Source organism: Streptomyces humi (assembly GCF_001005085.2).
GTDB lineage: Bacteria > Actinomycetota > Actinomycetes > Streptomycetales > Streptomycetaceae > Streptomyces > Streptomyces humi.
Genome location: NZ_LBMU02000048.1, coordinates 1 through 23849 on the forward strand (window position 1 = coordinate 1; position 23849 = coordinate 23849).

General features: G+C 73.1%; 16 protein-coding genes and 2 pseudogenes. 8 read left to right on the forward strand and 10 right to left on the reverse strand.

The features are described from left to right. Positions 1 to 59: 59 nt before the first annotated feature. Complete coding sequence (locus tag AAW13_RS22180) at positions 60 to 299, reverse strand: ferredoxin (RefSeq protein WP_071659643.1); 240 nt, start codon at positions 297 to 299, stop codon at positions 60 to 62. Between the two features lie 316 nt (positions 300 to 615). On the opposite strand from AAW13_RS22180, the gene AAW13_RS22185 reads away from it, so the two are divergent. The 5 genes from AAW13_RS22185 (at position 616) to AAW13_RS22205 (ending at position 6797) form a co-directional block, all read left to right on the forward strand. Next, positions 616 to 1578 carry a cyclase family protein gene (locus tag AAW13_RS22185; RefSeq protein ID WP_240528687.1) on the forward strand — a complete coding sequence of 321 codons (963 nt, stop codon included), beginning with the start codon at positions 616 to 618 and terminating at the stop codon, positions 1576 to 1578. 114 nt (positions 1579 to 1692) lie between these two features. Continuing rightward, positions 1693 to 3273 (forward strand): GMC oxidoreductase, encoded by a 1581-nt coding sequence (locus tag AAW13_RS22190; protein ID WP_046726996.1) that lies wholly within the window; start codon positions 1693 to 1695, stop codon positions 3271 to 3273. A gap of 165 nt (positions 3274 to 3438) precedes the next feature. Further along, on the forward strand, positions 3439 to 4278 hold the full coding sequence (locus tag AAW13_RS22195; protein ID WP_240528688.1) for an SDR family oxidoreductase: 840 nt from the start codon (positions 3439 to 3441) through the stop codon (positions 4276 to 4278). 36 nt (positions 4279 to 4314) lie between these two features. Next, positions 4315 to 5760 (forward strand): cytochrome ubiquinol oxidase subunit I, encoded by a 1446-nt coding sequence (locus AAW13_RS22200; RefSeq protein WP_046726995.1) that lies wholly within the window; start codon positions 4315 to 4317, stop codon positions 5758 to 5760. Beyond that, positions 5757 to 6797, forward strand: a complete 1041-nt coding sequence (locus tag AAW13_RS22205; RefSeq protein WP_046726994.1) for a cytochrome d ubiquinol oxidase subunit II — start codon at positions 5757 to 5759, stop codon at positions 6795 to 6797. The genes AAW13_RS22200 and AAW13_RS22205 overlap by 4 nt, the downstream gene beginning before the upstream one ends. Before the next feature lie 40 nt (positions 6798 to 6837). Here AAW13_RS22205 and AAW13_RS22210 read toward each other — a convergent pair whose 3' ends face one another. Then, positions 6838 to 8676 (reverse strand): glycoside hydrolase family 15 protein, encoded by a 1839-nt coding sequence (locus tag AAW13_RS22210; protein ID WP_046726993.1) that lies wholly within the window; start codon positions 8674 to 8676, stop codon positions 6838 to 6840. A gap of 159 nt (positions 8677 to 8835) precedes the next feature. Between AAW13_RS22210 and AAW13_RS22215 the strand changes: the two genes are divergently transcribed. Then, the gene (locus tag AAW13_RS22215) at positions 8836 to 9426 is read left to right on the forward strand and encodes a hypothetical protein (RefSeq protein ID WP_046726992.1); all 591 of its coding nucleotides are present in this window, start codon (positions 8836 to 8838) and stop codon (positions 9424 to 9426) included. On the opposite strand, the gene AAW13_RS22220 is transcribed toward AAW13_RS22215, so the two are convergent. Continuing rightward, a complete protein-coding gene (locus tag AAW13_RS22220; protein ID WP_046726991.1) occupies positions 9414 to 10340 on the reverse strand; it encodes a TolB family protein in 927 nt (308 codons plus the stop codon). The genes AAW13_RS22215 and AAW13_RS22220 overlap by 13 nt on opposite strands. Positions 10341 to 10724: 384 nt before the next feature. Between AAW13_RS22220 and AAW13_RS22225 the strand changes: the two genes are divergently transcribed. Then, a complete protein-coding gene (locus AAW13_RS22225) occupies positions 10725 to 11780 on the forward strand; it encodes a cation diffusion facilitator family transporter (protein ID WP_046726990.1) in 1056 nt (351 codons plus the stop codon). 27 nt (positions 11781 to 11807) lie between these two features. Here AAW13_RS22225 and AAW13_RS47635 read toward each other — a convergent pair whose 3' ends face one another. Both AAW13_RS47635 and AAW13_RS47810 read right to left on the reverse strand, forming a co-directional pair. Further along, positions 11808 to 12512 carry an outer membrane protein assembly factor BamB family protein gene (locus tag AAW13_RS47635; protein ID WP_240528689.1) on the reverse strand — a complete coding sequence of 235 codons (705 nt, stop codon included), beginning with the start codon at positions 12510 to 12512 and terminating at the stop codon, positions 11808 to 11810. Between the two features lie 4 nt (positions 12513 to 12516). Next, positions 12517 to 12894 (reverse strand): annotated as a pseudogene (locus tag AAW13_RS47810) (outer membrane protein assembly factor BamB family protein); the annotation flags it as partial. Between AAW13_RS47810 and AAW13_RS47640 the strand changes: the two are divergent. After that, the gene (locus AAW13_RS47640; RefSeq protein ID WP_240528696.1) at positions 12845 to 13153 is read left to right on the forward strand and encodes a hypothetical protein; all 309 of its coding nucleotides are present in this window, start codon (positions 12845 to 12847) and stop codon (positions 13151 to 13153) included. The pseudogene AAW13_RS47810 and the gene AAW13_RS47640 overlap by 50 nt on opposite strands. Positions 13154 to 13251: 98 nt before the next feature. Here the strand turns inward: AAW13_RS47640 and AAW13_RS47645 are convergent. The 5 genes and pseudogenes from AAW13_RS47645 to AAW13_RS22250 all read right to left on the reverse strand — a co-directional run. Continuing rightward, positions 13252 to 13983: pseudogene (locus AAW13_RS47645) on the reverse strand (serine/threonine-protein kinase); the annotation flags it as partial. 146 nt (positions 13984 to 14129) lie between these two features. Further along, entirely contained in the window at positions 14130 to 16793 is a 2664-nt protein-coding gene (locus tag AAW13_RS22235) for a SpoIIE family protein phosphatase (protein WP_046726989.1), read from the reverse strand. A 110-nt stretch (positions 16794 to 16903) separates the two neighbouring features. Then, complete coding sequence (locus AAW13_RS22240; RefSeq protein WP_046726988.1) at positions 16904 to 18547, reverse strand: adenosine deaminase family protein; 1644 nt, start codon at positions 18545 to 18547, stop codon at positions 16904 to 16906. A gap of 103 nt (positions 18548 to 18650) precedes the next feature. Next, positions 18651 to 21782 carry an FG-GAP repeat domain-containing protein gene (locus AAW13_RS22245; protein ID WP_052768434.1) on the reverse strand — a complete coding sequence of 1044 codons (3132 nt, stop codon included), beginning with the start codon at positions 21780 to 21782 and terminating at the stop codon, positions 18651 to 18653. A 113-nt stretch (positions 21783 to 21895) separates the two neighbouring features. Next, a complete protein-coding gene (locus AAW13_RS22250) occupies positions 21896 to 23848 on the reverse strand; it encodes an outer membrane protein assembly factor BamB family protein (RefSeq protein ID WP_052768433.1) in 1953 nt (650 codons plus the stop codon). Between the last annotated feature and the right edge of the window lies 1 nt (position 23849).

A 23849-nucleotide genomic window follows, 5' to 3' on the forward strand; every position in this document is an offset into this window, starting at 1 on the left:
CGCCCCGACGACCACGATCCGGCCGTCGCGCTTGAACGCACGCAGGCTGTCGGCGCTGGTCATGACGTCGACGCCGCCACCGGTACGTCCCGCCCCGCCGGCCGTCCCTCCAGCCGGTCGACCAGGATCGCCTGCACCGGGCAGGCCGCCGCGGCGCGCAACACCCGCTCGCGCTGGGCGTCGTCGGGGTTCGGGTCGTACATCAGTGCCTCCTCACCATGCATCCGGAACGCGTCCGGAGCCAGGAACGCGCACTGCGCATACCCTTCACATCGGGAAAGATCAACGACGACTCGCATCCCGACCTCCGCGGGGTCTGCAAGCTGCGGACCCGGAAGCCGGCGCCCCGGTGGTGACGGGGCGCGTCGTGGGTCTCCGCAGGAAGAAACGGGGCATCGCGCTCAGCGCGACCGGGGGCGGCCGGACCCGCCCGCACCTGCTGGCATTCCTCGCGTTCAGGCTATTCCGCGCGCACGTCACCCGCACTCCGGGGCACCGCGTCCGGCGTTCCGCCGATCGGCGCAGTGCGCCCCCGCCCGGCGTGTGGCGCGGCCGTCCCGGTGGTTCGGTGTCGGGAGGAACGTCGACGCACCGACCGGAGCAGGAGGTGTCCCGGTGGCCCCGGACCCGCCCGTACCCTCGCCGCCCGCGACCGGGCGGACCCTGACCGAAGCGGCCTTCCGCGACCTGTACCGCCGGCTGCGGAGCCGGGCCCGGGACGGCGGCGCGGGACCTCGGGGCGCCCTGGACCGGCTGACACCGGAGCACGTCGTCGCGGCGGCCGCCGAAGTCCGGTGCGGGCGGACCGTGTCGCTGGCCGCGCCCGTCGAGACCCGCACCGCCCCGGACAGTTCGCAGCCCGCCACCCACCGGATGATCGCTCCCACCCACGACGAGGCCGGCGCCCCCGGGCTCGTGTTCGCCCGCGACCGGTTCGCCATGAACGTGCACAACGACGTCGACAGCCACCTCGACGCGCTCTGCCACGTGATCTTCGACGGCGAACTGTACGGCGGGGTCCCGTCGAGCACGCTGACCCCGGACGGTGCCGGAGCGCTCTCGCTCGACCTGGTGCGGGACGGTCTCGTCGGCCGTGGTGTCCTGCTGGACGTCCCGCGGCTGCGCGGGGTGCGCTGGCTGGAGCCCGGCGACCAGGTGACCGCCGGGGACCTGGCCGCCGCCGAGGCCGCCCAGCAGACCACGGTCGGACCGGGTGACCTGCTGTTCGTGCGGGTGGGCCACCGCCTGCGGCGCCGCACCCTCGGCCCCTGGGACGTGACACGGGACCGGGCGGGCCTGCATCCGACGGCGATGGACTTCCTCGCCGAGCGGGGCGTGGCGGCGCTGGGCTCGGACGGCAACAGCGACGCCGCGCCCAGCCCGGTCGCCGGGGTCGGGTTCCCCGTGCACGTGCTGGCCGTCAACGCCATGGGGCTGCACCTGCTGGACTGGCTGGACTTCGAGGAACTGGTACCGGTCTGCGAGGAGCAGGGGCGCTGGCACTTCCTGTGCGTCGTCGCCCCGCTCAGGCTCCCGGCCGCGACCGGCTCACCGGTGAACCCGGTCGCCGTCATGTGACGGCCCCGGGGGCGCGGCCCCGCTCCGGGTGCCGCGCCCCGGTACGGCGCGTACGTTCGGAGGAAGGGAGAGCCGCACCGGCCGCGGACCAGGCGAGCAAGGACGGTGGTTGCCATGGACGCCCTGCCCCCGTACGACGTGATCGTCATCGGTACCGGTGCCGGCGGCGGCACCCTGGCCCACCGTCTGGCGCCGTCCGGCAAACGGGTGCTCGTCCTCGAACGCGGCGGCTACCTGCCCCGCGAACGCGACAACTGGGACTCCACCGCCGTGTTCGTGAAGGCCAAGTACCGGGCCCCGGAGTTCTGGCTGGACCGGCACGGCAAGGAGTTCCCGCCCGAGGTGAACTACTACGTCGGCGGGAACACCAAGTTCTACGGCGCGGCCCTGTTCCGGCTGCGCCCCGAGGACTTCGGCGAACTCCGCCACCACGACGGCGTCTCCCCGGCCTGGCCCATCGGTTACGACGACCTGGAGCCGTACTACACCCAGGCCGAGCACCTCTACCTGGTGCACGGCCGGCACGGCGAGGACCCCTGGGAAGGGCCGTGCAGCGCGCAGTACGCGTATCCGCCGGTCGAACACGAGCCGCGCATCGAGCAGTTGAGCATGGACCTGGAGAAGCAGGGGCTGCACCCCTTCCACCTGCCGATCGGGGTGAACCTCACCCAGGACGAGGACGGCCGGGCGGCCCGCTCCAGCGTCTGCATCCGCTGCGACCGCGTGGACGGCTTCCCCTGCCTGGTGCGCGCCAAGTCCGACGCCCAGGTGATCTGTGTGGAACCGGCCCTGGAGCACCCGAACGTGGACCTGGTCACCGACACCCGGGTGACCCGGCTGGAGACCGACCCCACCGGGCGCAGCGTCACCTCCGTGGTCGCCGAACTCCCGGGCGAGCGGGAGGCCCGGTTCTCCGCCGACGTCGTGGTGGTGGCCTGCGGTGCCGTCAACTCGGCCGCCCTGCTGCTGGCTTCGGCGAACGACCGGCACCCGCACGGCCTGGCGAACAGCTCCGACGTGGTCGGCCGGCACTACATGCGTCACAACAACCTGGCGCTGATGGCCGTTTCGGAGGAGCCCAACGACACCCGCTTCCAGAAGACGCTCGCCCTGCACGACTGGTACCTGGGCGCGGACGACTGGGAGTACCCGCTCGGCGGGATCCAGATGCTCGGCAAGTCGGACGCCGAGCAGATCCACGGCGAGGCCCCGCGCTGGGCCGGGGCGGTCATGCCGGACATGCCGTTCGAGGTGCTGGCCCACCACGCCGTCGACTTCTGGCTGTGCGGCGAGGACCTGCCGCTGCCCAGCAACCGGGTGACCCTGGAGGACGACGGGCAGATCCGCCTCACCCTCGACGAGGGCAACAACATCGCGGGCCTGAAGCGGCTGCGGCACAAGCTCCAGCACCTGCTCGGCCATCTGGGCATGCACGAGCACCAGCTGCTGTCCCACAGCATCTACCTGCACAAGGGAATGCCGATCGGCGCCACCGCGCACCAGGCGGGCACGGTGCGCTTCGGCACCGACCCGGCGTCCTCCGCCCTGGACGTCCACTGCAAGGCCCACGACCTGGACAACCTCTACGTCGTCGACACCAGCTTCTTCCCGAGCATCGGCGCGGTGAACCCGTCCCTGACGGCCATCGCGAACGCCCTCCGGGTGGGCGACCACCTGCTGGAGCGACTGGGCTGAGCCCGCGCGGGCACCCGGCCCCCGACCGGGCGAACATCCTCCGCCGGGCAGCGCAACGCGGTCCGCGGCCGCGTGCCGCCGTCCCTTCCCGGTGTTTCCCTGAGCCCTGGATCTGCGGGCGACGGGCCCGGCGGAGGCGGGAACGCAGTGGAGGAGCAGAACATCGTGAGTTCCACCGAGGGGGCACCCGCGAGCGTGGTCCCCGCACACCTGCTGAAGGGCCAGAAGGCGCTCGTGACCGGCGCGAACTCCGGCATCGGCAAGGCGACGGCCCTCGCCCTGGGCCGGGCCGGCGCCGATGTCGTGGTCAACTACGTGGCCGGCGGCGACGAGGCCGAGAAGGTGGTCGCCGAGATCAGCGGCCTCGGGGTGAAGGCGGCCGCCTACGAGGCGGACGTCTCCGACGAACAGCAGGTCGTCGCCATGATGGACCGGATGGTCCAGGAGTTCGGCACGATCGACATCCTGGTCGCCAACGCCGGGCTCCAGCGGGACGCCCCGTTCACCGAGATGACCCTGGCCCAGTGGCAGAAGGTCCTGGACGTCAACCTCACCGGGCAGTTCCTGTGCGCCCGCGAGGCGACCAAGGAGTTCCTGCGGCGCGGTGTGGTGCCCGAGGTGTCACGGGCGGCCGGGAAGATCATCTGCATGAGCTCGGTGCACCAGATCATCCCGTGGGCCGGGCACGTCAACTACGCCTCCTCCAAGGGCGGGGTGCAGATGATGATGGAGACCCTGGCGCAGGAGCTCGCCCCCAAGAAGATCCGGGTGAACGCGATCGCCCCCGGGGCCATCAGGACCCCCATCAACCGCGGCGCCTGGGAGACCCCCCAGGCCGAGCAGGACCTGCTGAAGCTGATCCCCTACGACCGGGTCGGCGACCCCGAGGACATCGGCTACGCGGCCGTCGGCCTCGCCTCCGACCTCATGGACTACGTCGTCGGCGCCACCCTGTACGTCGACGGCGGCATGACCCTCTTCCCCGGCTTCGCCACCGGCGGCTGACCCACTCCATCTGCGCCGGCCCCGGAGAGACGACACATGCACACCACGGCCCTGCTGCTGGCGGACGTACCGGCGCAGACCCTGCCGGCCAGATCCATGATGGCCTTCACCCTGGCCTCCCACATCATCCTGGTGCCCCTGGGGGTGGCGCTGCCGCTGATCACACTCGTCATGCACGGCCACGGCCTGCGCCGCGGCGACGCCACCGCCCTGCTGCTCGCCCGGCGGTGGTCGGCCGTGATGGCGGTGCAGTTCGCGATCGGCGTGGTCACCGGCACGGTGCTGTCCTTCGAGTTCGGGCTGCTGTGGCCCGGCATGATGGGCCGGTGGGGCGATGTGTTCGGCATCGGCTTCGGTGTCGAGGCATGGGCGTTCTTCCTGGAGGCCGTCCTCATCGCCATCTACCTCTACGGCTGGCGCAGGCTGCCCTCCCGGACCCACTTCCTGCTCGGGCTTCCCCTGCCGCTGGTGGCCCTGCTCGGCGCGTTCGGCATCCTGGCCGCCAACTCGTGGATGAACACCCCCCGGGGCTTCACCCTCGACTCCGCGGGCAACCCGGTCGACGTGAAGATCTGGAAGGCGGTCTTCACCCCCATGTTCGGCCCGGAGTACTGGCACTTCGTCTTCGCGATGTTCGTGACGGCGGGCTACGTCGTGGCCGGCGTCTACGCCGTCGGGTGGCTGCGCGGCCGCCGCGACCGCTACCACCGGCTCGGCTTCACGATCCCCTTCACGCTCGCCGCGGTGTGCACGCCGGTGCAGTTCATGCTCGGCGACTCCATCGCCCGGCAGGTCTTCCACAAGCAGCCGGTGAAGTTCGCCGGCATGGAGATCGTCTGGAAGACCGCCACCCACCAGCCGGAGTACCTGTTCGGCCGGCTGCACCCGGACGGCACCGTCTCCGGCGGCATCAGGATCCCGCAGCTCGACTCCGTCCTGGCCGGCTTCCGCCCCGACACCCAGGTCACCGGACTCACCTCGGTCCCGGCCGACGACCGGCCGACGGCCACCCAGGCCACCATCGCCCACTTCGCCTTCGACACCATGGTCGGGATCGGCTCCCTGCTGCTCCTGCTCGCCCTCTGGTACGGCGTCCTGTGGCTCTGGCGCCGCCGGCTGCCCGTATCGCCGTGGTTCTTCCGCGCCGCGGCGTGCGCGGGCGTGGCCTCCGTGGCCGCCGTCGAATGCGGCTGGATCACCACCGAGGTGGGCCGCCAGCCGTGGATCGTCTACCAGAACATGCGGGTCGCCGAAGCGGTGACGGCGACCCGCTCCACCAGCCTGTGGATCATGTTCGCGGTGGTCGTCGTCGTGTACGTCTTCGTCTTCGGGTCGTTCCTCGCGGTCCTGCTGAAGATGCGCACCCGCTGGCGGCTCGCCGACGCGCGGGGCGGACCGCGACCGCCCGAGGAGACCCCGCAGCCGGAACTCCCGGAGACGGACACGCCGTACGGTCCGCGCTCCGCCGGGAGCCGGCTGTGATCGCCGGGGTCGTCGCCGTCGTCCTGCTGCTGGTGATCGCCGCCTACGCGAGCGGCGGCGGCACCGACTACGGCGCCGGTTTCTGGGACCTGACCGCGGGCGGCGCCGAGCGCGGCAGCCGGCCGCGGTGGCTGATCGACCACGCGATGGAGCCGGTCTGGGAGGTCAACAACGTCTGGCTGATCTTCGTGCTGGTGATCATGTGGACCGGCTTCCCCGTCTTCTTCCAGCAGGTCTTCGTCACCATGTGGCTGCCGCTGGCGCTGGCCGCCGTCGGCATCGTGCTGCGCGGCGCCGGCTTCGCCCTGCGCAGGCCCGTCCGGCGGCTGGCCGGGCGCCGCCTGTACGGGGCGGTGTTCGCGGTCTCCTCCCTGCTGACGCCGTTCTTCCTCGGTGCCGCCGCCGGCGGGGTGGCCTCGGGCCGGGTGACCGCCACGACCACGGCCTCCACGGACGCCTGGGCCAATCTCACCTCGCTGCTGTTCGGCCTGCTGGCCATCGCCACCACCGCGATGCTCGGCGCCGTCTTCCTCGCCGCGGACGCCCGCCGTTTCGACGCGCCCGACCTGGACCGCTACTTCCGCCGGCGGGCCTTCGGCGCCCTCGCCGCCGTCGCCGTCCTCGCCGTCGTCACCCTGTTCGTCACCCACGGGGACGCGCACCACGTGTGGCACGGCCTCACCCACGGCGTCGGTCTCCTCTTCGTGATCGTGGCGGCGCTGGCCACCCTCACCACCGCATGGCTGCTGACCCGCCCTTCGGGTGCCTGGTCGCGGGTCACGGCGGTCGGTGTGGTCGCCGCGTCGGTCATCGCCTGGGGCATGGCGCAGCGCCCCTACCTCGTCCCGACCTCGCTGACCGTCTCCGAGGGCGCGGGCGCCCCCACCACCCTGCGCTGGCTGGCGCTGGTCACGCTCGTCGCCGTCGTCCTCGTCGTCCCCGCGGTGGCCTTCCTGTACTGGCTCGACACCCACGGCGAACTGGAGGGCCTCACCGACACGGACCTCCGCCAGGGGCCGCCGACAACGCCCCGGTAGGGGCGCGCTGCCGGACCGGAGCCGACTTCGCTCGGCGTGCTCAGCGGGCGTCCAGGGCATCGTTGAGGGTGATCGCCGAGTCGATCAGGGCGAGGTGGGTGAACGCCTGCGGGAAATTGCCGAGTTGGCGGCCCGTCGGGTCGATCTCCTCCGAGTACAGGCCCAGGTGGTTGGCGTAGCCCATCATCTTCTCGAACGTCAGCCGCGCCCGGTCGGTCCGGCCGGCGCGCGCCAGGGCGTCGACGTACATGAACGTGCACAGCGAGAAGGTGCCCTCCGAGCCGCGCAGGCCGTCGGGCGAGGCACCGGGGTTGTACCGGTAGACCAGGCTGTCGCTGACCAGTTCCTGCTCCATGGCGTCCAGGGTCGAGGCCCACATCGGGTCCCCGGGGGTGAGGAACCCGACCGTCGCCATGCGCAGCAGCGAGGAGTCCAGCACCTCGCTGCCGTAGTGCTGGACGAAGGCCTGCCGGTCCTCGCTCCAGCCCCTGGCCATGACCTGCTCGTAGACGGCGTCCCGTTCGGCCTTCCAGCGGTCGGCGCTGGAAGGCCACCCCGAGTCCTCGGCGAGCCGCAGCGCGCGGTCGAACGCCACCCACGACATCACCCGCCCGTACGTGAAGTCCTGGCGGCCGCCGCGGGTCTCCCAGATGCCCTCCTCAGCCTGGTCCCAGTTGTCGGCGAGCCACTCCAGATCCGTCCGCAGCGAGGTCCAGCCCCCGTGCCCGACCGTGAAGCCGTGCTGGTGCGCGAAGTAGATGCTGTCCAGCGCCTCGCCGTAGATGTCGAGCTGGAGCTGGGTGGCGGCACCGTTGCCGATCCGGACCGGGGCGGAACCCGCGTACCCCTCCCAGTGGTCGAGGATCCGCTCGTTCAGGTCGGAGGAGCCGTCGACCTTGTACATGATGTTCAGCGGGCCCGTGTTCCCCTGCCCGCCGGCCCGCTCCCTGACCCGGTCGCCCAGCCAGATGATGAACGCCCTGGCCTCCTCCGTGAAACCCAGTCCCAGCAGGGCGTACACGGAGAACGAGGCGTCCCGGATCCAGGTGAAGCGGTAGTCCCAGTTGCGTTCGCCGCCCAGCTGCTCCGGGAGGGCCGCCGTCGGGGCGGCCACCAGGGCGCCGCTGGGGGCGAAGGTCATCAGCTTCAGGGTGATCGCGGACCGCTCCACGACCTCGCGCCAGCGCCCCGTGTAGGTCGACTGCGCCAGCCAGGAGCGCCAGAACCCCACCGTCTCGGCGAAGAGCCGCTCGTGTTCGTCCCGGCGGACCTCCCGGGGCGGACCGTCGGCGCCGATCTCCAGGACCAGGCCGCGCTGCTCGCCGGCCCGCAGGGTCAGCGACACCTGGAGGTCGGCGTCCCGGTGCGTCAGCACGTCCGAGAGCCGTTCGTCCTCCGGCTCCCGGATGGGGTGCACGGTGAGTTCCGTACCGTCCTCCGCGACGAACACCGCACCGTGCGGGGTGAGGTGCACCTCGTGTTTCATCAGCCCGTAGTCGAACCGCGGGGCCACCTCCACGTCGAAGGTCATGGTGCCCCGCACACAGCGGACCAGCCGGACCAGCCGGTGCCTGCGGGTGGCCGTCGTACCGGTGACCGGCATGAAGTCGACCACCTCGCCGGCGCCCGCCTCGGTCATGAACCGGGTCACCAGGACCGCCGTGTCGGGCAGGTACAGCTGCTTGGTCGCATGCGTGGGGTGGGCCGGGCGGACCGTGCAGTGGCCGCCGTTCTCCTTGTCGAGGAGCGCCCCGAACACACTCGGCGAGTCGAACCGCGGGGCGCAGAACCAGTCGATCGCGCCCTCGGTGGTCACCAGCGCGGCGGTCTGTAGGTCACCGATCAGTCCGTGGTTCTCGATGAGCGGGTAGTCGTCCATCGGGGTGCCCCTTCCGGTGTGCGAGTCACCCGAACGCATCCCCTCGATCAGGGTATGCCGGAGCCTTTGCGCCGGCTCGTCGGACCGGGTCCCCGCACCGGGATCGACTCGCGGGGGCCGCGACGGCCACCATGGGGTGTGCGATTCGATTCCGTTCCCATGCCCGCGGCCGTCGAGGCCAGGCCACGCGACAGCCGTGGCTATCCGGTGCCCGCCATCACCCCGTGGGAGGACGACGAACCCCGGTTCGCGCTCACCGACTACGGGCGCAGCGCCGAGTGCGCGCGCGGGCGGCTGTGTTCGGTCTGCGACACGCTGATGCCGAGAGGACCGGTGTGGCGGGTGGTCGGTGCCGCGGAGAGCGACGCGATCCGTGACGCGCTCGCGGCCGGGCGGCCGTACCGCAACACGGCGGCCACCCTGGAGGCTCCGGGGCACCGCGCGTGCATGCTCTACGCCTCGATGGTCTGCCCGTACCTGGCGCGCCCGAACGCGCGGCGGGGGCTGACGGCGGAGACCCCGGACGACATGACCGCTCATGTCGTCCGGGGTGCCGTCCGGGGTGCCCTGGGTGCCGTGGTGGGCTTCGGCGACTACGAGTTCGCCGTCACCAGGACCCGGGTGCTGTTCCGCTTCCTCGACGTGGTCGAGTACCTGCCGCACGACACGGCCGACCAGCATCTGCCGGAACTCCGGGCCGAACTGGCCCGGTCCGGCGGCAGGCCGGGCGGGGGCGGTCAGCCGCGGTAGGCGGGCAGACCGGTGTGCCCGGTGACCTTGACGGGCCTGCCGAAGCCGTGGGCGGTCTTCGTGATGGTGTACGTGCCGGCCGGGGTGCGGAAGGCGATGGTTTTGCCGTTCGGCGACCAGGTGGGCTCGGTGCAGTCGGTGGTGGCGCCGGGGGTGACGTCCTTGACGGTGGCGGTGGAGCCGCCGAAGTCGTCGACGAAGAGGTGGTCGTGCCCGTGGACGGAGCGGACGAACACGACCTCCTCGTCGTCGGGGGCGAGGTCGGGCTCGGAGCCCTTGGTCAGCGCGCCGCCCTGCTGCCGCAGGTAGTCGTCGCGGATGTAGACCTCGCCGTTGCGGGTGTTCTCGTAGACGGCCGTGCCGTAGCCGCCGCCGACGTTCGGCCAGGTGTTGTCCGTCTGCGGGACGGCCCCGTCTCCCGGGTCGCCGTTCAGGCTGATCTTCGCCGGCCTGCCGTGACTCGCGGTTGCCTTCACGCTCTCCAGGACGGTGTGGCCGTGGACCCTGGCCGAGAAGATGAGGTTGTTCTTCGCGGGGATCTGGTTCGCCCGGTCGGCGGCGGTCACCTGCCAGGTGGGGTGGGACCAGGTCTGGCCGCCGGGGTTGACGGCGACGGTGACGCGGTGGCTGCCGTCGGGGTCGGAGACGACCAGGTTCCCGTGTCCGTCGACGAAGGCGGCCCTGCTGCCGCTGGGGTTCCAGGCCAGGTCTCGGACGGTGGTGCCGAAGTCGATCGACCTCCCGCCGACCCAGACGTGGCGGGTGCCGTCGCTGATGGTGAGTCCCCTGGGCACGGTGACCCGCTGGGTGGACGAGGCGGCCGTCGCGGTGGCGGCGGTGCAGCACAGGGTGAGCAGGGCGGCGGCGGCCGCGGTGGTGACGGCCGCGGTGCTCCGGCGGTGACGAGCGGACATCGGGGTTCCCCCAGAACGTGGTCGACGCTGCGATGGGAGAAGTCTTTCCGCGGCCGGTGACGGTGCTGTGCGGCCACCGTCACAGCTGTGCAATAGCGGGTGACCCCAGGTCAAGAAGACGGTAAGAACCACCGCCGCCCGTGCGACGCCGAGGCGGTCCCGTCCGTCCGGACCGCGGCCCGCACAGCACCGGTGCGCCGGCCCACGCCTGGGAACCGTCACCCCCGGAGGTCTCCCGGCACCCCGCCGTCCCGCGCGGAACACCGCAGGTCAGAGCCGTACTATCGGAGATGACAACGGTCACCGGTGCAGCCTTTGGCGATAGCGGTGGCCATGCGTTTCACTGCGAGCCTGACACCCGGCACGAGGGGGAAGGCGGACGCCATGGGCGCTCACGAGCACGAGCACGAGCACGGACATGCCGGCCAGGCACACGGTCACGGCGCGGGCGGGCACGCCGGGCACTCCCACGGTGTCTCGGCGGACGCCGACCGCCGCTGGCTGGCCATCGCCCTCACCCTGATCACGGTGTTCATGGCCGCCGAGGTCGTCGTCGGTGTCGTCGCCAGCTCCCTGGCGCTGATCTCGGACGCGGCGCACATGCTCACCGACGCCGCGTCCATCGTGCTCGCCCTCGTGGCGATGCGGCTGTCCGCCCGCCCCGCCCGCGGCGGCTTCACCTACGGCCTCAAACGCGCCGAGATCCTCTCCGCCCAGGCCAACGGCCTCACCCTGCTGCTGCTCGGGACCTGGCTGGCCTACGAGGCGGTACGACGGCTGATCAGCCCGCCCCAGGTGGAGGGCGGCCTGATGCTGGCCACCGCGCTCACCGGCATCGTCGTCAACGTGGCCGCCACCTGGTGCATCTCCAGGGCCAACCGGAGCTCCCTGAACGTCGAGGGCGCCTACCAGCACATCCTCAACGACCTGTTCGCCTTCATCGGCACCGCGATCGCCGCGCTGATCGTCGTCCTCACCGGCTTCGCCCGCGCCGACGCCATCGCCACGCTCGTCGTGGTCGCCCTGATGTTCAAGGCCGGCTACGGCCTGGTCCGCGACTCCGGCCGGATCTTCCTGGAGGCCGCCCCGGCCGGCCTCGACCCCGACTCGATCGGCGACCAGCTCGCCGGGCAGTCGCAGGTCGTCGAGATCCACGACCTGCACGTGTGGACCATCACCTCCGGTGAGCCCGCCCTCTCCGCCCACGTCCTGGTCGAGCCGGGTGGCGACTGCCACGCCGTCCGCCGCACCCTCCAGCACCTGCTGCGCGACCGGCACGGCATCACCCACGCCACCCTCCAGGTCGACCACCTGGGCGAGGACGCGGACGGCGCGGAACTGCTCCAGATCACCGCCCCCTCGACGGCGCCGGCCGAACCGGCCGAGCACTGCGACGACGCCCACGGCCCGGTCCACCGCCCCGGCCCGCACGAACACTGACGGCACCGGCGAACCGTGCCGGGCCGGTCAGCCGGCGGGGCCGTCCGGGCTCCGGGAGAAGGCGGTGTCGCCGGCCGTCGCCACGATCGCGTCCCCGACGAGCAGCACGGTCGGGGGGTCGCCCTGCGCCTTGTCACCGGGGTCGTCCAGTGCGGAGGTGCGCCAGACCTCCGCTCCGGTACGGCTGTCCAGTGCCAGCAGGCGGCCGAAGCGGTTGGCGAAGTAGACCCGCCCGTACGTCGTGGACACCGCGGGCGCGGACAGGCTCTCCACGTCCGTCACCTTCTGCCAGAGCTGTCTGCCGCTGTCCGCCGAGACCGCGGTGACCAGCCCGTCGGAACGGACGAAGTAGACGACACCGTCCACCAGGGTGGCCGCGCCGGTCAGCGGATGCGCCAGCGGTATCCGGCTGACCTGCCCCGTTCCCGAGGCCACCCGCAGCAGCGCGTTGTACGGCCGTTCGTACCCGGATTCGTACACGTCCTTCGCCGTCTGGGGGGCCAGGAACAGAGGCTGTCCGCCGACGGCGCCCAGCGCCCGCGCCTTCTCGGGCAGGGTCGCGGTCTCGGTCAGGCTGCCGGGGCCGAGCCGCATCAGGTCGACGGGGGCCTGGTCGGGCTCGGTGCCCTTCGAGCACAGGGCATAGGGGACCCCGCCCGGCGCGAACGGCGTGCAGTACTCGTCCAGCGCGGGCGCCTGCCACAGCTGTCCGCCGGAAGCGCCGTAGGCCACGAACGCCGAGTGGTCGGCGGACAGCGTCAGCAGTCCGCCGTCGTACAGGACCGCCTCCTCGGATGCTGATGTCGCGTTGCCAGCGCCGCTTCCCGGTGCCGGCGTCGAGGGCCACCACGCGTCTGCTCGTGTCGTCCGGTTCCTCGTACATGTAGACCAGCCCGTCGCGGACGCCGATCGGCCGTACCCCCTCCGGGCGGGTACCGGCCCGCCACAGGGTGCGGCCGGACGCGGCGTCGATCCGGGCGGCCGTGAAGCCCGTACCGCCGCAGAAGAGGGCGGTTCCCGCGGTCACGCAGCCGGGGCTCTGGTAGTCGAGGGGGACGCCCTTCGTGTCGTACCGCAGCTGCTTCTGCCACGGCCGCCAGCCGTCGGGCAGCACCGCGGCGCGGGCGGGGGACGCGGTGGCCGTCCCGGAGGCGGTGGCGGTGTCGGGACCGGACGCGAGGGCCGCCATGCCGACGATGCCGAGAGCCGCGACGGCCAGGGCCGCGCCGAGGCCGGTGAGCAGCATCCGGGTGCGGCGCCGCCCGCCGGTGCCGGTGGTTCCGGTGCCGGTGGTTCCGGTGCCGGTACCGGCCGAAGAGGGGGCGGCGGGGGCGGAGGTGAGGGCGGTGGCCGGGCTCCGGGCCGCGGTCTGACGCCTGGGTCGCGGGGGCCATGCCGCCGGCAGTTCCTGGAGCATGCGCTGGACGTCCGTCAGTTCCGGCCGCGCGGTCGGGTCCTTGTCCAGGCAGCGCTCGACGACGCCCAGGAGCGCCCCCGGCACCCCGCCGAGGTCCGGGGTCCCGAACACCACCTGATAGCCGGTGATGTACGGGCTGTCGGCGTCGAACGGCCCCGTGCCGACGGCCGCGAACACCAGCAGCGACCCGAGCGAGAACACGTCGGAGGCCGGGGTGACGTCCCGGGGAGAGGCCAGTTGCTCCGGCGACATGAAGGGTGGTGTGCCGATCATCCGCCCGGTCGTGGTGAGGCTCTGGTGGTCGGCGGCGCGGGATATGCCGAAGTCGATGACGCGTGGTCCGTCCTCGGTCATCAGGACGTTGCCCGGTTTGAGGTCCCGGTGCACCAGCCCCGCCCGGTGGATGTCGCGCAGCGCCTCGGTGAGGCCCAGCCCGAGCGCGCGCAGTTCCCGCCCGCTCAGCGGACCGTCCTTCTCGACGACCTCGGCGAGGTTGAGCGCCGGCACGTACAGCGTGGCCATCCACGGCCGCTCGGCGTCCGGGTCGGCGTCCACGACGGGCGCGGTGAAGGCGCCGCTCACCCTGCGCGCCGCCGCGATCTCCTGCCGGAAGCGCGTCCGGAACTCCTCCTCCTGCGCGTACGGCCCGTGCACGAGCTTGACCGCGACCTGCCGTCCCGAGGCGGAGACGCCCAGGTAGACGACCCCCATGCCGCCCGCCCCGAGCCGGCCGAGCAGGGTGTACCCGCCTATGGACTCCGGGTCCCCGCTGCCCAGGGGCGTCATCGCCGAACATCCTTCCCAGCGCCTGCCTGCCTCACGGTGATCAGACTAGGGCCTGTCCGACAGTTCCCGTCGTCGCCCGGAGGGCGGCGTCGCGAGGCAGACGGGAACTGTCGGACAGGCCTTAGGGGCTGCCGTCCCGGGGCGGGTCAGGGTTGGGTGGCGAGCCGCTGTTCGGTCCAGATGACCTTTCCCGCGGAGGTGTAGCGGGTCCCCCAGCTGTCGGCGAACTGGGCCACCAGGAACAGGCCGCGGCCGCCTTCCTCCATGGTGGTGGCCCGGCGCAGGTGCGGAGAGACGCTGCTGCCGTCGGAGACCTCGCAGACCAGGCTGCGGTCGTGGATCAGGCGTACCCCGATGGGGCCGGTCGCGTGCCGGATGGCGTTGGTGACCAGCTCGCTGAGGATCAGCTCCAGGGTGAACGCCTCCCCGTCCAGGCCCCAGTCCCGCAGGAGGTCGGCGGCCGCGGCACGGACCTTGGCGACCGCCGACGGGTCGGACGGCACCTCCCAGGAGGCGGTGTGCTTGTCGTCGAGCAGCCGGGTACGGGCGACGACCAGGGCCACGTCGTCGTGCGGCGGTCCGGGCAGCATCGTGTCCATCGCCGCCCGGCACATCTGGTCCGGGGTGCGGCCCGCCGGTTCGACGGCGCGGCGCAGGCGTTCGATGCCCTCGTCGATGTCACGGTCGCGGTCCTCGACCAGGCCGTCGGTGTAGAGCACGATGCTGCTGCCTTCGGGCAGGAGCACCTCCGTCATCTCGTACGGCAGCCCGCCCAGTCCCAGCGGCGGGCCGGCCGGCACTCCGGGCAGGCGGGCGTGGCCGTCCGGGTGCACGAGGATGGGTTCCAGGTGCCCCGCCCTGGCCATCGTGCACCGCCGGGAGACCGGGTCGTAGATCGCGTACAGGCAGGTGGCGCCCGTGAGCGTGGGCGCCCCGCCGGCCTGGTCCCGGTCCTGGTCGATGCGGGTGACCAGCTCGTCCAGGTGCCAGAGGAGCTCGTCGGGCGGCAGGTCGAGCGTGGACAGGTTGTGGACGGCGGTCCGCAGCTGGCCCATGGTGGCGGCGGCGTGCAGCCCGTGTCCCACGACGTCGCCCACCACGACGGCGACCCGCGCGCCGGGCAGGGGGATGACGTCGAACCAGTCGCCGCCGACACCACCGAGCCCGGCCTCGGCCGGCAGGTAGCGGTGCGCCACGTCGACCGCGTTCTGCTCCGGCAGGACGTGCGGCAGCAGGCTGCGCTGGAGCGTGACGGCCATGGTGCGTTCCCGTGTGAAGCGGCGCGCGTTGTCGACGCTCACCGCCGCGCGGGCGACCAGCTCCTCCGCGAGTGACAGGTCCTCGTGGGTGAAGGGGGTCGGCTCCCTGGACCGCCAGAAGGTCACCACCCCGAGGATCGCTCCGCGGGCCCGCAGCGGTGCGGTGATCATGGAGTGCACGCCGTGTGCCACCAGACTGCGGGCCCGGTCCGGGTCCTGGGCCTGCCAGCCGGAGAACGTCGCGAGGTCGGCCTCCAGCACCATCTGACCGGAACCGAAACCCGTCGCCTGAGGGGTGGCGGGGGCGAAGCGGATGAGCGCGCCGGGCCGGTAGAACGGCACGTCGGGCCGGACGCCGCGCAGTGCGGCACGGCGCAGCACCGCCGCGCACAGCGGATCGGGTTCCTCGCCGCGCAGCACCGCGTCGGCCAGGTCGACGGTGACGTAGTCGGCGAACCGGGGCACGGCGAACTCCGCCAGCTCCTCGGCGGTGCGGGTCACGTCGAGGGTGGTGCCGATGCGTATTCCGGCCTCGTACAGCAGCCCGAGCCGTTCCTGGACCACCTCCACCCGGCCCATCAGCGCGCTGAGTTCGGTGGTGTCCCGCAGCGTCGCGACCCAGCCGCCGGGTCCGGGCGGCTGCGTGGGGCGCTGGCTGATGGCCAGCAGCCGGCCGCCCACCTCGATCACCTCGTCCGTGGTGGCCCGGCCCGACCGCAGGAGCTGTTCGGCCCCCTGGTCGAGTCCCAGCTCCGTGACGGCCCGGCCGTCGACGCCGGCCGCGAGCCCGAGCAGGCGCCTCGCCTCGTCGTTGGACAGCAGCAGCCGGCCCCGTGGATCGACGATGAGGACGCCTTCGCGCACCGAGTGCAGGACGGCGTCGTGGTGCTCGTACATGCGGGTCATCTGGAGCGGTCCGAGACCGTGTGTCTGATGGCTCAGGCGCCGGCCGATGAGGGCGCTTCCCCCGGTGGCCGCCGTCAGCACCAGGCCGGCGGCGGCCAGGACCAGCGGCATCTGCCGTCCGGCCGCCAGACTCACCTGGTGGATGGTGATGCCCGCGGACACCAGCCCGACGACCCTGCCCCCCGGGCCGGTCACGGGGACCACGGTCCGCACGGAGGCGCCCAGCGTTCCGACGGTCGTCTCGGTGACGACGCCGCCGTGCTGGGCCGCCGTGATGCTCCCGATGTAGTGCTGGCCGATCCGGGCGGGGTTCGGGTGGGTGTAGCGGACGCCCGAGGGGCTCATCACGACGACGAAGTCCACCCCGGAGCGCCTGCGGGTCTCCTCGGCCTGCCGCTGGAGCGGGGCGCCCGGACGGGCGTCCGTCAGCGCCTGCCGCACCGAGGGGTCCGAGGCGACGGCGCCCGCCACGGCGAGGGTGCGCCGCTGTGCCTCGCGCTCGGCGTCGTTCCGTGACTGGAGCAGGAGGGCGACGACCGCCGCCGCCACGAGAACCAGGACGACCACGGCCTGAAGGAGGAACATCTGGCCGGCCACGCTGCGTGTCCCACGCCGGGACCACAGCCGCCGGAGCAGCTGGTGCATACGGCTCATATAACACCAAAGGGGTAGGGCGACATCACCCCCCGGGCGATACGCCTTCACCCGTGGACGCCCTCCGTGTCCCCGCGCGCACCCTCGGCGAGAGCGGGTGACTACGCGAAGAGCTTCTCGAAGGAGGCGTTCGCGGCTTCCTGCCGCCACTGGACGGCCGCCCTGGGGCTGGTGGCGAGCAGGTGGCGGCAGGCGGTGCCCGGGGCGTGTCCGCTGCCGGGGAGCCGGCCGGCGCAGGCGGCGGTGGGGTGGTAGCCGTCGCGGGTGGGGTTGCCGCGCCACAGGCTGGGGCCGGGCAGGAACGCGTACTGGAGGGAGGCGCGGGCCAGGTCCTTGAGTTCGGGGTAGGTCAGGCCGTAGGTCTGGGCGGCGTACTGGTATTCGTGGGAGATGTCGGTGCGGGAGACGCCGGGGTCGTCGGTGGCCAGGACGACGGGGACGCCGTGGGCGCGGTAGGTGTCGAAGGGGTGGTCGGCGCCGCGGACGCCGAGGATCTGCGCGTTGCTGGTGAAGGGTACCTCGACGGCGGTCCCCCGGTCGGCCATCGTGCGGGCGGTCTGCTGCCAGTGGTCCTCGTGGACGAGGTCGACGCCGTGCCCGATCCGGTCCGCGCCGGCGATGTCCACGGCCTGGGCGATGTGGAACGCCAGGTCCTCCGGCTTGACCAGACCGGGCGTCAGCTCGCCCGCGTGCAGGGTGACATGGGCCTTCGGGTAGACCGTGCGCAGGTACCGCACCATGCGCATCTGAAGGCCGTAGCCGGCCAGCGAGCTGTCCCAGTCCTCGGGCTGCACGAGGTTGACGGCGACGAACCGGGAGTCGCGTTCGGCCAGCCGCATGCCGAGCGCCAGCTGCGTGAAGACCCGCTCCGGCGAACTGCCGCGGTTGACCTGGGAGATCCAGCGCACGGTCAGCGCGCAGCCGGGGCGCGGACGGCTGGTGCCGCAGCGGGCGGCCGTACGGAACTCGGCGTCGCCGTCGTCGGCCTCCTTGCGCGCGTCGGCCACCACCTTGTCGAGCCGGCCGCCGGCCACGAGCTTGGCGTGCAGCGCGGCCAGGTCGGGGTCCCAGCCGACCTCGGCGGCCAGCTGCCGGGCGCCGTCGGAGGCCGGGGTGACCATGGTCTCCAGGTAGGACTGGTTCTGCGCCGCGACCGAGTCGGCGACCTGGGCGAGCAGCTTGCCGCGATGCCGCCAGGGCACCTCGCCGAACTTGTTGAACGTGTCGAAGAAGTGGTCGTGCCCGCTCTGGCCGGGCGGGAAGTCCTGCATCGACCAGGCCCGGACGATCGCGTCGTGGAAGGCGCGGTCGGTACGGGCGTCGGCGGCCGGCCGGGCCCCGGGACCGCACGGCGGCACGACCGCGGTCAGCGTCGCCGTGTCCACGCACAGCCCGTCCTCACCGGCCAGCTCGATCAGGTACTCCGTCCTGACCGCACCGGACAGGTGGTTGTGCAGGTCGCCGCCCTTGGGCAGGTGCCGGAAGAACCCGCGCAGCAGCCGGGGCTCGTTGCGGATCGAGGCCAGGTAGGCGGCCGTGCGCGCCTCGGCGGCGGTCGTCGGACGGGGCACCCCGGGGCGGGCGGCGGCCCCCGGCTGCGCGGTCCGGACGGGAACGGCCCCGGTGCGCGCGGCCGCGGACGGCGCCGCCGACAGGGACGCGAGACAGAGCAGGGTGCCGAGCCCGGCGGCGAGCGCCGGGCGGCGGGAGCGGTGCGCGGCGCGGAGGCCGTCGTAGGTCGTCACCCAAGGATGATCATCAAACCGGATCGGCTACGACCGCCCAGCCACGCGCGACGCACGCGGGCGCCACCCGGGCGGCCGTAGCCACGCCGTTCCCCCGGCGGCCCTACGAGAGGGACCGGTAGCCGCTCCAGCCGGTCGCGATCTGGGTCCGCGCGCCGAACGAACCCTTGCCGTCGCCGTTGTTGCGCCACAGCTTGCCGCCGGTGTCGCGGGAGACCAGGTCCGCCCTGCCGTCGTCGTTGATGTCACCGACCCCGACGATCGCGTTGTACGAGCCGCCCCAGTTCGAGAACACCTTGGCGCGGGCCGCGAAGGTGCCGTCGCCCTTGCCGTTGTACCGGTAGAGGTTGTCGGACGTGTCCTGGGCCAGGAGGTCCGCCCTGCCGTCGCCCGTGATGTCGCCGACGCCGACGATCTTCCTGTAGCCCTTCCAGTTGTCGTACAGCTTCACGCGGGCGGAGAGCTTGCCGGTGCTGGTGCCCTTGTAGAGGTAGACCGCTCCGGTGGACGAGTTCCGCGCGATCAGGTCCGGACGGCCGTCCCCGGTCACGTCACCGGGCGAGGTGAGCACGTTGTACTGCGTCCAGCCGCTGGTCCCGAGGCTCGTGTACGACGTCGACGGCTTGACCGGCGCACCGCAGCCCGGCTTGTACAGCCGCAGCGCGCCGCTGCCGTAGCGGACCAGGACGTCGTTGCAGCGGTCGCCGCTGAGGTCGTCGAAGGGGACCGCCATGACGGTGGTCGGCCAGCCGGTACCCGTGTACTTGTCGCCGAACCTCCCGGTCCCCGTGCCGCTGTGGAAGGTCAGGCCGCCCGAGGAGTTCAGGGTGAGCAGGTCGCCGCGGCCGTCCGGGCCCTCCGGGCTGACGAAGTCGCGGCGCACCGCGGCCCCGCGCTGTAGGAAGCCGTCGCCGCTGGTCACGGTGGAGAGCGTGGCGGTGCCGAGGCCGATCGCCCGCAGCGTCCAGGTGAAGTGGCCGTTGGGGAAGTAACCCCCGCTCGCCGTCCGCCCGTTCCAGGTCGCCGTCACCCGGGCCGGGGTCGCGCCGCCGGTGAGGGTGCGGGTGACCTTGCCGTTCGCGCCGCTCTGGACCGACGTGAGGTTGAGCGACCAGGAGGTGACCGGGCGGGACAGCACCCAGGCACCCTCGAGGGACGTCCCCGGGCCCACGTAGCTGCCGACCGACGTCTCGAAGGCCGACACGGCGGACGGGGCGATGCCCGTGGTGGTGACGTGGGTGCGCTCGTAGTCGTCGAACCAGCCGACCAGGCCGGTGTACTCGTCGACCGTCCACCGGTAGCGGCGGTCCACGGTCAGGCCCTTGCCGGCCAGGCCGGAGGCGATCGTACGGGTGGTGCCGGTGGCCGCCTCGGTGAGCACCAGCGTGCCCGTGGCGTGGTCGTGGCGGACGGTGAAGCCGTCGCCGAGCAGCACGTCACCGGGGGCGACCGCCCGCGCCGTACCGGCCCGGGTGTCGTACACGCCCGCCGAGTCCGTTCCGCAGGCCCAGTACACCCAGCGGCCCGCCGCCTGGAGTTCGCCCGGCACGCAGGCCAGCCCCGGGACGGTCACCGTGGTGAGCGTCTTCGCCAGCGGGATGCTGTACGAGGTGAGCCTGCCGGCGGTGGTGGTGGCGCTCCACAGGGTTGAGCCGTTCAGGGCGGCGGCGCGCACGGACCGCTTCAGCTTCTGGCCCTGGCCGAACTCGCCGACGTACTGCGCCGGGGCGCTGCCGCCGGAGTCGAAGACGGCGTAGTCGTCGGAGACGTCGACGATGTGGCCGCCCCGGCCGCCGAAGTCGAGGTAGTGGCCGCCGACCTCCACCAGCCGGTCGTCGCCGAGGCTCTCGCCCTCGTCGGTGCCGCCGTTCGCGTCGAGGTAGACGTCCTGGGCGTCGAGGTTCCCCCACAGCGCCGAGCACGTGGTGCCCTCGTACGGGCAGAGGGCTTGGTGGATCGAGCGGCTCGCGGTGGCCTCGGACGCGGTCAGCGAGCCGGAGCCGTCGGTGGTGAGGGTGCGCACGGACGTGGTGTCCGCAGTGGCGTCCGGGTCGTCCTCGGCGACCCGCAGGCTGCCCCGGCTGAGCGCGATGCCCGTCTTGGCGTTCTCGATCGCCGGGGACTGCTGGACCTTCGTGAGGCCCAGCGTGCCGTCGGCGCCCTGGGCGGCCCGCCGCACCCACCAGTCGGTGGCGTCCGTGCCGCCGGTGACCAGCGCGCTGCCGTCGCCCGCCGCCAGCGTGTACTCACCGGCGCTCGCCAGGACGGTCCGCTGCACCGAGGGATCGTCGACGTCGACCGCGAGCAGCCGGGAGCCGAGCTCGCCGGAGGACAGCGGCAGCAGCAGCCAGTGGCCGGCCAGGACCGGGGCGCCGTCGAGCGCGCCCGGGCCGGCGGGCAGCGTGACGACCTGCTCGGCGGCGGTGAGGTCGGTGCGGGACTTCAGGTGCAGTTCGGCGGTGCCGGGCTGGTACCAGCCGACGCGGTCCTCGCTCATCACGTAGCGCCCGGCGTCGGGGGCGTCGGGGAACAGGGTGGTGCTCACGGCCGACGCGATGTCGATGTAGTGGAGCGTGCCGAAGGTGCGCTCCGCCACGAACACGCCGGCGGAGTCCGCGGCGAGCACGTCCTCGGTCCCGACGTTCGTCGCGTCACCGGTGACCTTGCGGGTGCGCCACCCGCCGTCGGCGCCGTCGGGCCTGTCGATCAGGGAGTTGGTGGTGACGACCGTGTCGCCGGCGAGGGCCCGGTAGTAGCCCTGGCCGTACTGGGTCGACCCGTTCCAGCTCACCTTCCTGGAGGTGGCCGTCGCCGGGTCCCACAGGGTGGCGTACGCGTCGTTGGCCGTGGCCGGCAGTGCGACCAGGTCACCGTCCGAGCCGTACCAGGCCGTACGGCACGCGGAGCCGATGCTCGTGCAGCCGGTGCCCGGGGTGTACACGCCGGCGGCGTTCTCGACGGTGACGGTCCTGCCGGTCGCGTAGTCGGTCCACAGCATCCCGGTCCTGCCGGTCTGCCGGTGCAGGAACCCGGTGCCGCCCGCGACGTACGGGCGGTCGGTGCGCGGTGTGGCGGAACTCGGGTCGACCAGGGTGACCGCGGTGGTGTCGGCCTCGGTCGCCTCCGCGGAGCCGCCGCCCTCCGCCAGGACGACGACGGACGCGGCCACGACCGCGACCACGAGCGAGGAGACGGCGGCGGCAGGCCCGCCCCGTCTCAGGGCGTGTCTGCCCACGTGATGTTCCCTCCCCCACGAGGGTCCGGCCCTCGTACAAGTGGCCGGATCTTACCTGACTCTTACCAACGGGCGGTGCGGGGCGACGCGCACGGGACCGGCGCTCCTCCTGGTCACAGGGGTACGCCGTGCACCTCGCCGCTCGTCGTCGCCGCGTACACGGCGCCCTGTGCCGGGGCGCAGGCCAGGGCGAGGACCTGGCCGCGCATGTCGAAACTCTGGAGCGAGGCGCCCTCCAGGCCGTCGACGACATGCAGGCGTCCCTGCCAGCCGCCCCACACCACGGTGGTCCCGGTGGCGCACAGCGCGAAGACCTCGTCCCCTCCGGGGCCGGCGCTCCGCCACCGCTCCGCCCCCGTGGCGAGGTCGCGGGCGTGCACCACCCCGGCCGTGTCGCCGACGACCACCGAGTCCCCCACCCGCACCGGCGCGGCGACGACCGGCGCCCCCAGCCGTACCCTCCAGCGCGGCGTGCCGTCGGCCGCCGCCACGCAGTACAGCGCGCCCCGCGTGTCGGCGAGGTACACCGCGTCCTGCTCCGGCAGGGGTGCCGCCCGCACCGGCGCCCGCAGCGCGAGGGGCGCCGGCCAGGCCGCCCTGCCGTCCTCGTCGTCGAGGGCGTGCAACCGGAGTCCGTGGTCGATGAGCGCGTACACCCGCTGCCGGCCGACCGCCAGCGCGGTGGTGTCCGGCAGCGGCTCCCCCCGCCACCACACGCGGCGGGTGTCGGCGTCGAAGTGGTGAACCCTCCCCCCGGCGTCGACGAGCAGCACGTTGCGGCCGTGCAGCAGCGCCGGAGCCGCCACCCGGTCCTCCGGCTCCGGCACCGACCAGCGACGCGTCCGGGAGACGGTGTCCCACGCCTCCAGTCGCCCGGCGGCGTCCCGGACGAGGATCACCCGCTCCCCCGCGCACAGCCGCACCGGCGGCCGGAACCCGACGTCGGTGCGCTGCACCGCGCCCGTCCCCGGGTGCAGCCAGTGCAGCCGGCCCGCGCCGTCGGCGGTGGCCACCGTGTCGTCCCCGACGGCCACCAGCGCGTGCGCCCACTCCCCCACCCGTCGGCTCCAGCTGCGGCGGCCCGGCCGGAACGGCACGGTGAGGTCGGCCTCGTTGTCCGCGTCGCGCAGGAACTCCGTCAGCCGGGTGCGGTGGGCGTCCAGTTCCCGCCGGACCCCGGCCGGCAGCGCGAGGGCACCGACCTCGCCCAGCGCGGCGCGCAGTTCGCCGAGCGAGGGCCGGTCACCGGCGCGTACGGCGAGACAGGCGGCGACCGCTCGCCCCGCCCGGCCCCGCGGCAGCCCGGACAGATCCGCCGCCCGCCCGGCGGGGGCACGCGGTCCCGGGTAGGGCGCGTGCCCGGTCAGCAGGTACAGCAGGACCGCCGCGATCCCGAAGACGTCGGTGGCCGCGTCCGTCTCGGCCAGGCCCCCCAGCTGTTCCGGCGCGCAGTAGTGGGGGTTGCCGAAGGCCTGGTCGAGGGGCCGGGTCAGCTGCTGGCCGCGGATCCGGGTCAGACCGAAGTCGATGATCCACGGCCCGTCCGCCGTCAGCAGCACGTTCCCCGGGTGCAGGTCGCGGTGCCACACACCCTGGTCGTGGGCCGCGAGCAGGGTGTCGACCAGGTCGGCCCCGACCCCGTAACCGGTCTCGGCCGGCAGCGCTCCGCCGTGCGCCGCCATCACCTGGTGCAGGGAGGGCCCGGGGATGAACCGGGTGGCGATGGCGGGCGGCCGGCCCGCGTCGAACTCGAAGGACAGCAGTTCGGGGATGCGGGCGCCGGCCCCCCGCAGCAGCGCCTTGCTCTCCTGGTGGAAGCGCTGGAGGTGCTGGGCGTTGCCGGAGTACTCCTGCTTGAGCAGTTTCACGGCCGCCAGCGTGTACGGGTCGCCGCCCGGGTCCACGGCATGGTCGACCGCCCGTCTGCCGAGGTAGATGTGGCCGAAGCCGCCGGTGGCCAGCCGGCCCAGCAGCCGGAACCCGGCGGCCTCGGCGGGGTCGGACCGCTCCAGGGCGACGATCGGGGCGGGGCGCGGCTGCGGGACCACCGGCGCGGCGGGGTTCACC

Excerpts from the sequence above, each read along its gene's own strand:
- AAW13_RS22180 (WP_071659643.1), bottom strand. The coding sequence starts at position 299 with ATGCGAGTCGTCGTTGATCTTTCCCGATGTGAAGGGTATGCGCAGTGC.
- AAW13_RS22190 (WP_046726996.1), top strand. The coding sequence starts at position 1,693 with ATGGACGCCCTGCCCCCGTACGACGTGATCGTCATCGGTACCGGTGCC.
- AAW13_RS22200 (WP_046726995.1), top strand. The coding sequence starts at position 4,315 with ATGCACACCACGGCCCTGCTGCTGGCGGACGTACCGGCGCAGACCCTG.
- AAW13_RS22210 (WP_046726993.1), bottom strand. The coding sequence starts at position 8,676 with ATGGACGACTACCCGCTCATCGAGAACCACGGACTGATCGGTGACCTA.
- AAW13_RS22215 (WP_046726992.1), top strand. The coding sequence starts at position 8,836 with ATGCCCGCGGCCGTCGAGGCCAGGCCACGCGACAGCCGTGGCTATCCG.
- AAW13_RS22220 (WP_046726991.1), bottom strand. The coding sequence starts at position 10,340 with ATGTCCGCTCGTCACCGCCGGAGCACCGCGGCCGTCACCACCGCGGCC.
- AAW13_RS22225 (WP_046726990.1), top strand. The coding sequence starts at position 10,725 with ATGGGCGCTCACGAGCACGAGCACGAGCACGGACATGCCGGCCAGGCA.
- AAW13_RS22235 (WP_046726989.1), bottom strand. The coding sequence starts at position 16,793 with ATGCACCAGCTGCTCCGGCGGCTGTGGTCCCGGCGTGGGACACGCAGC.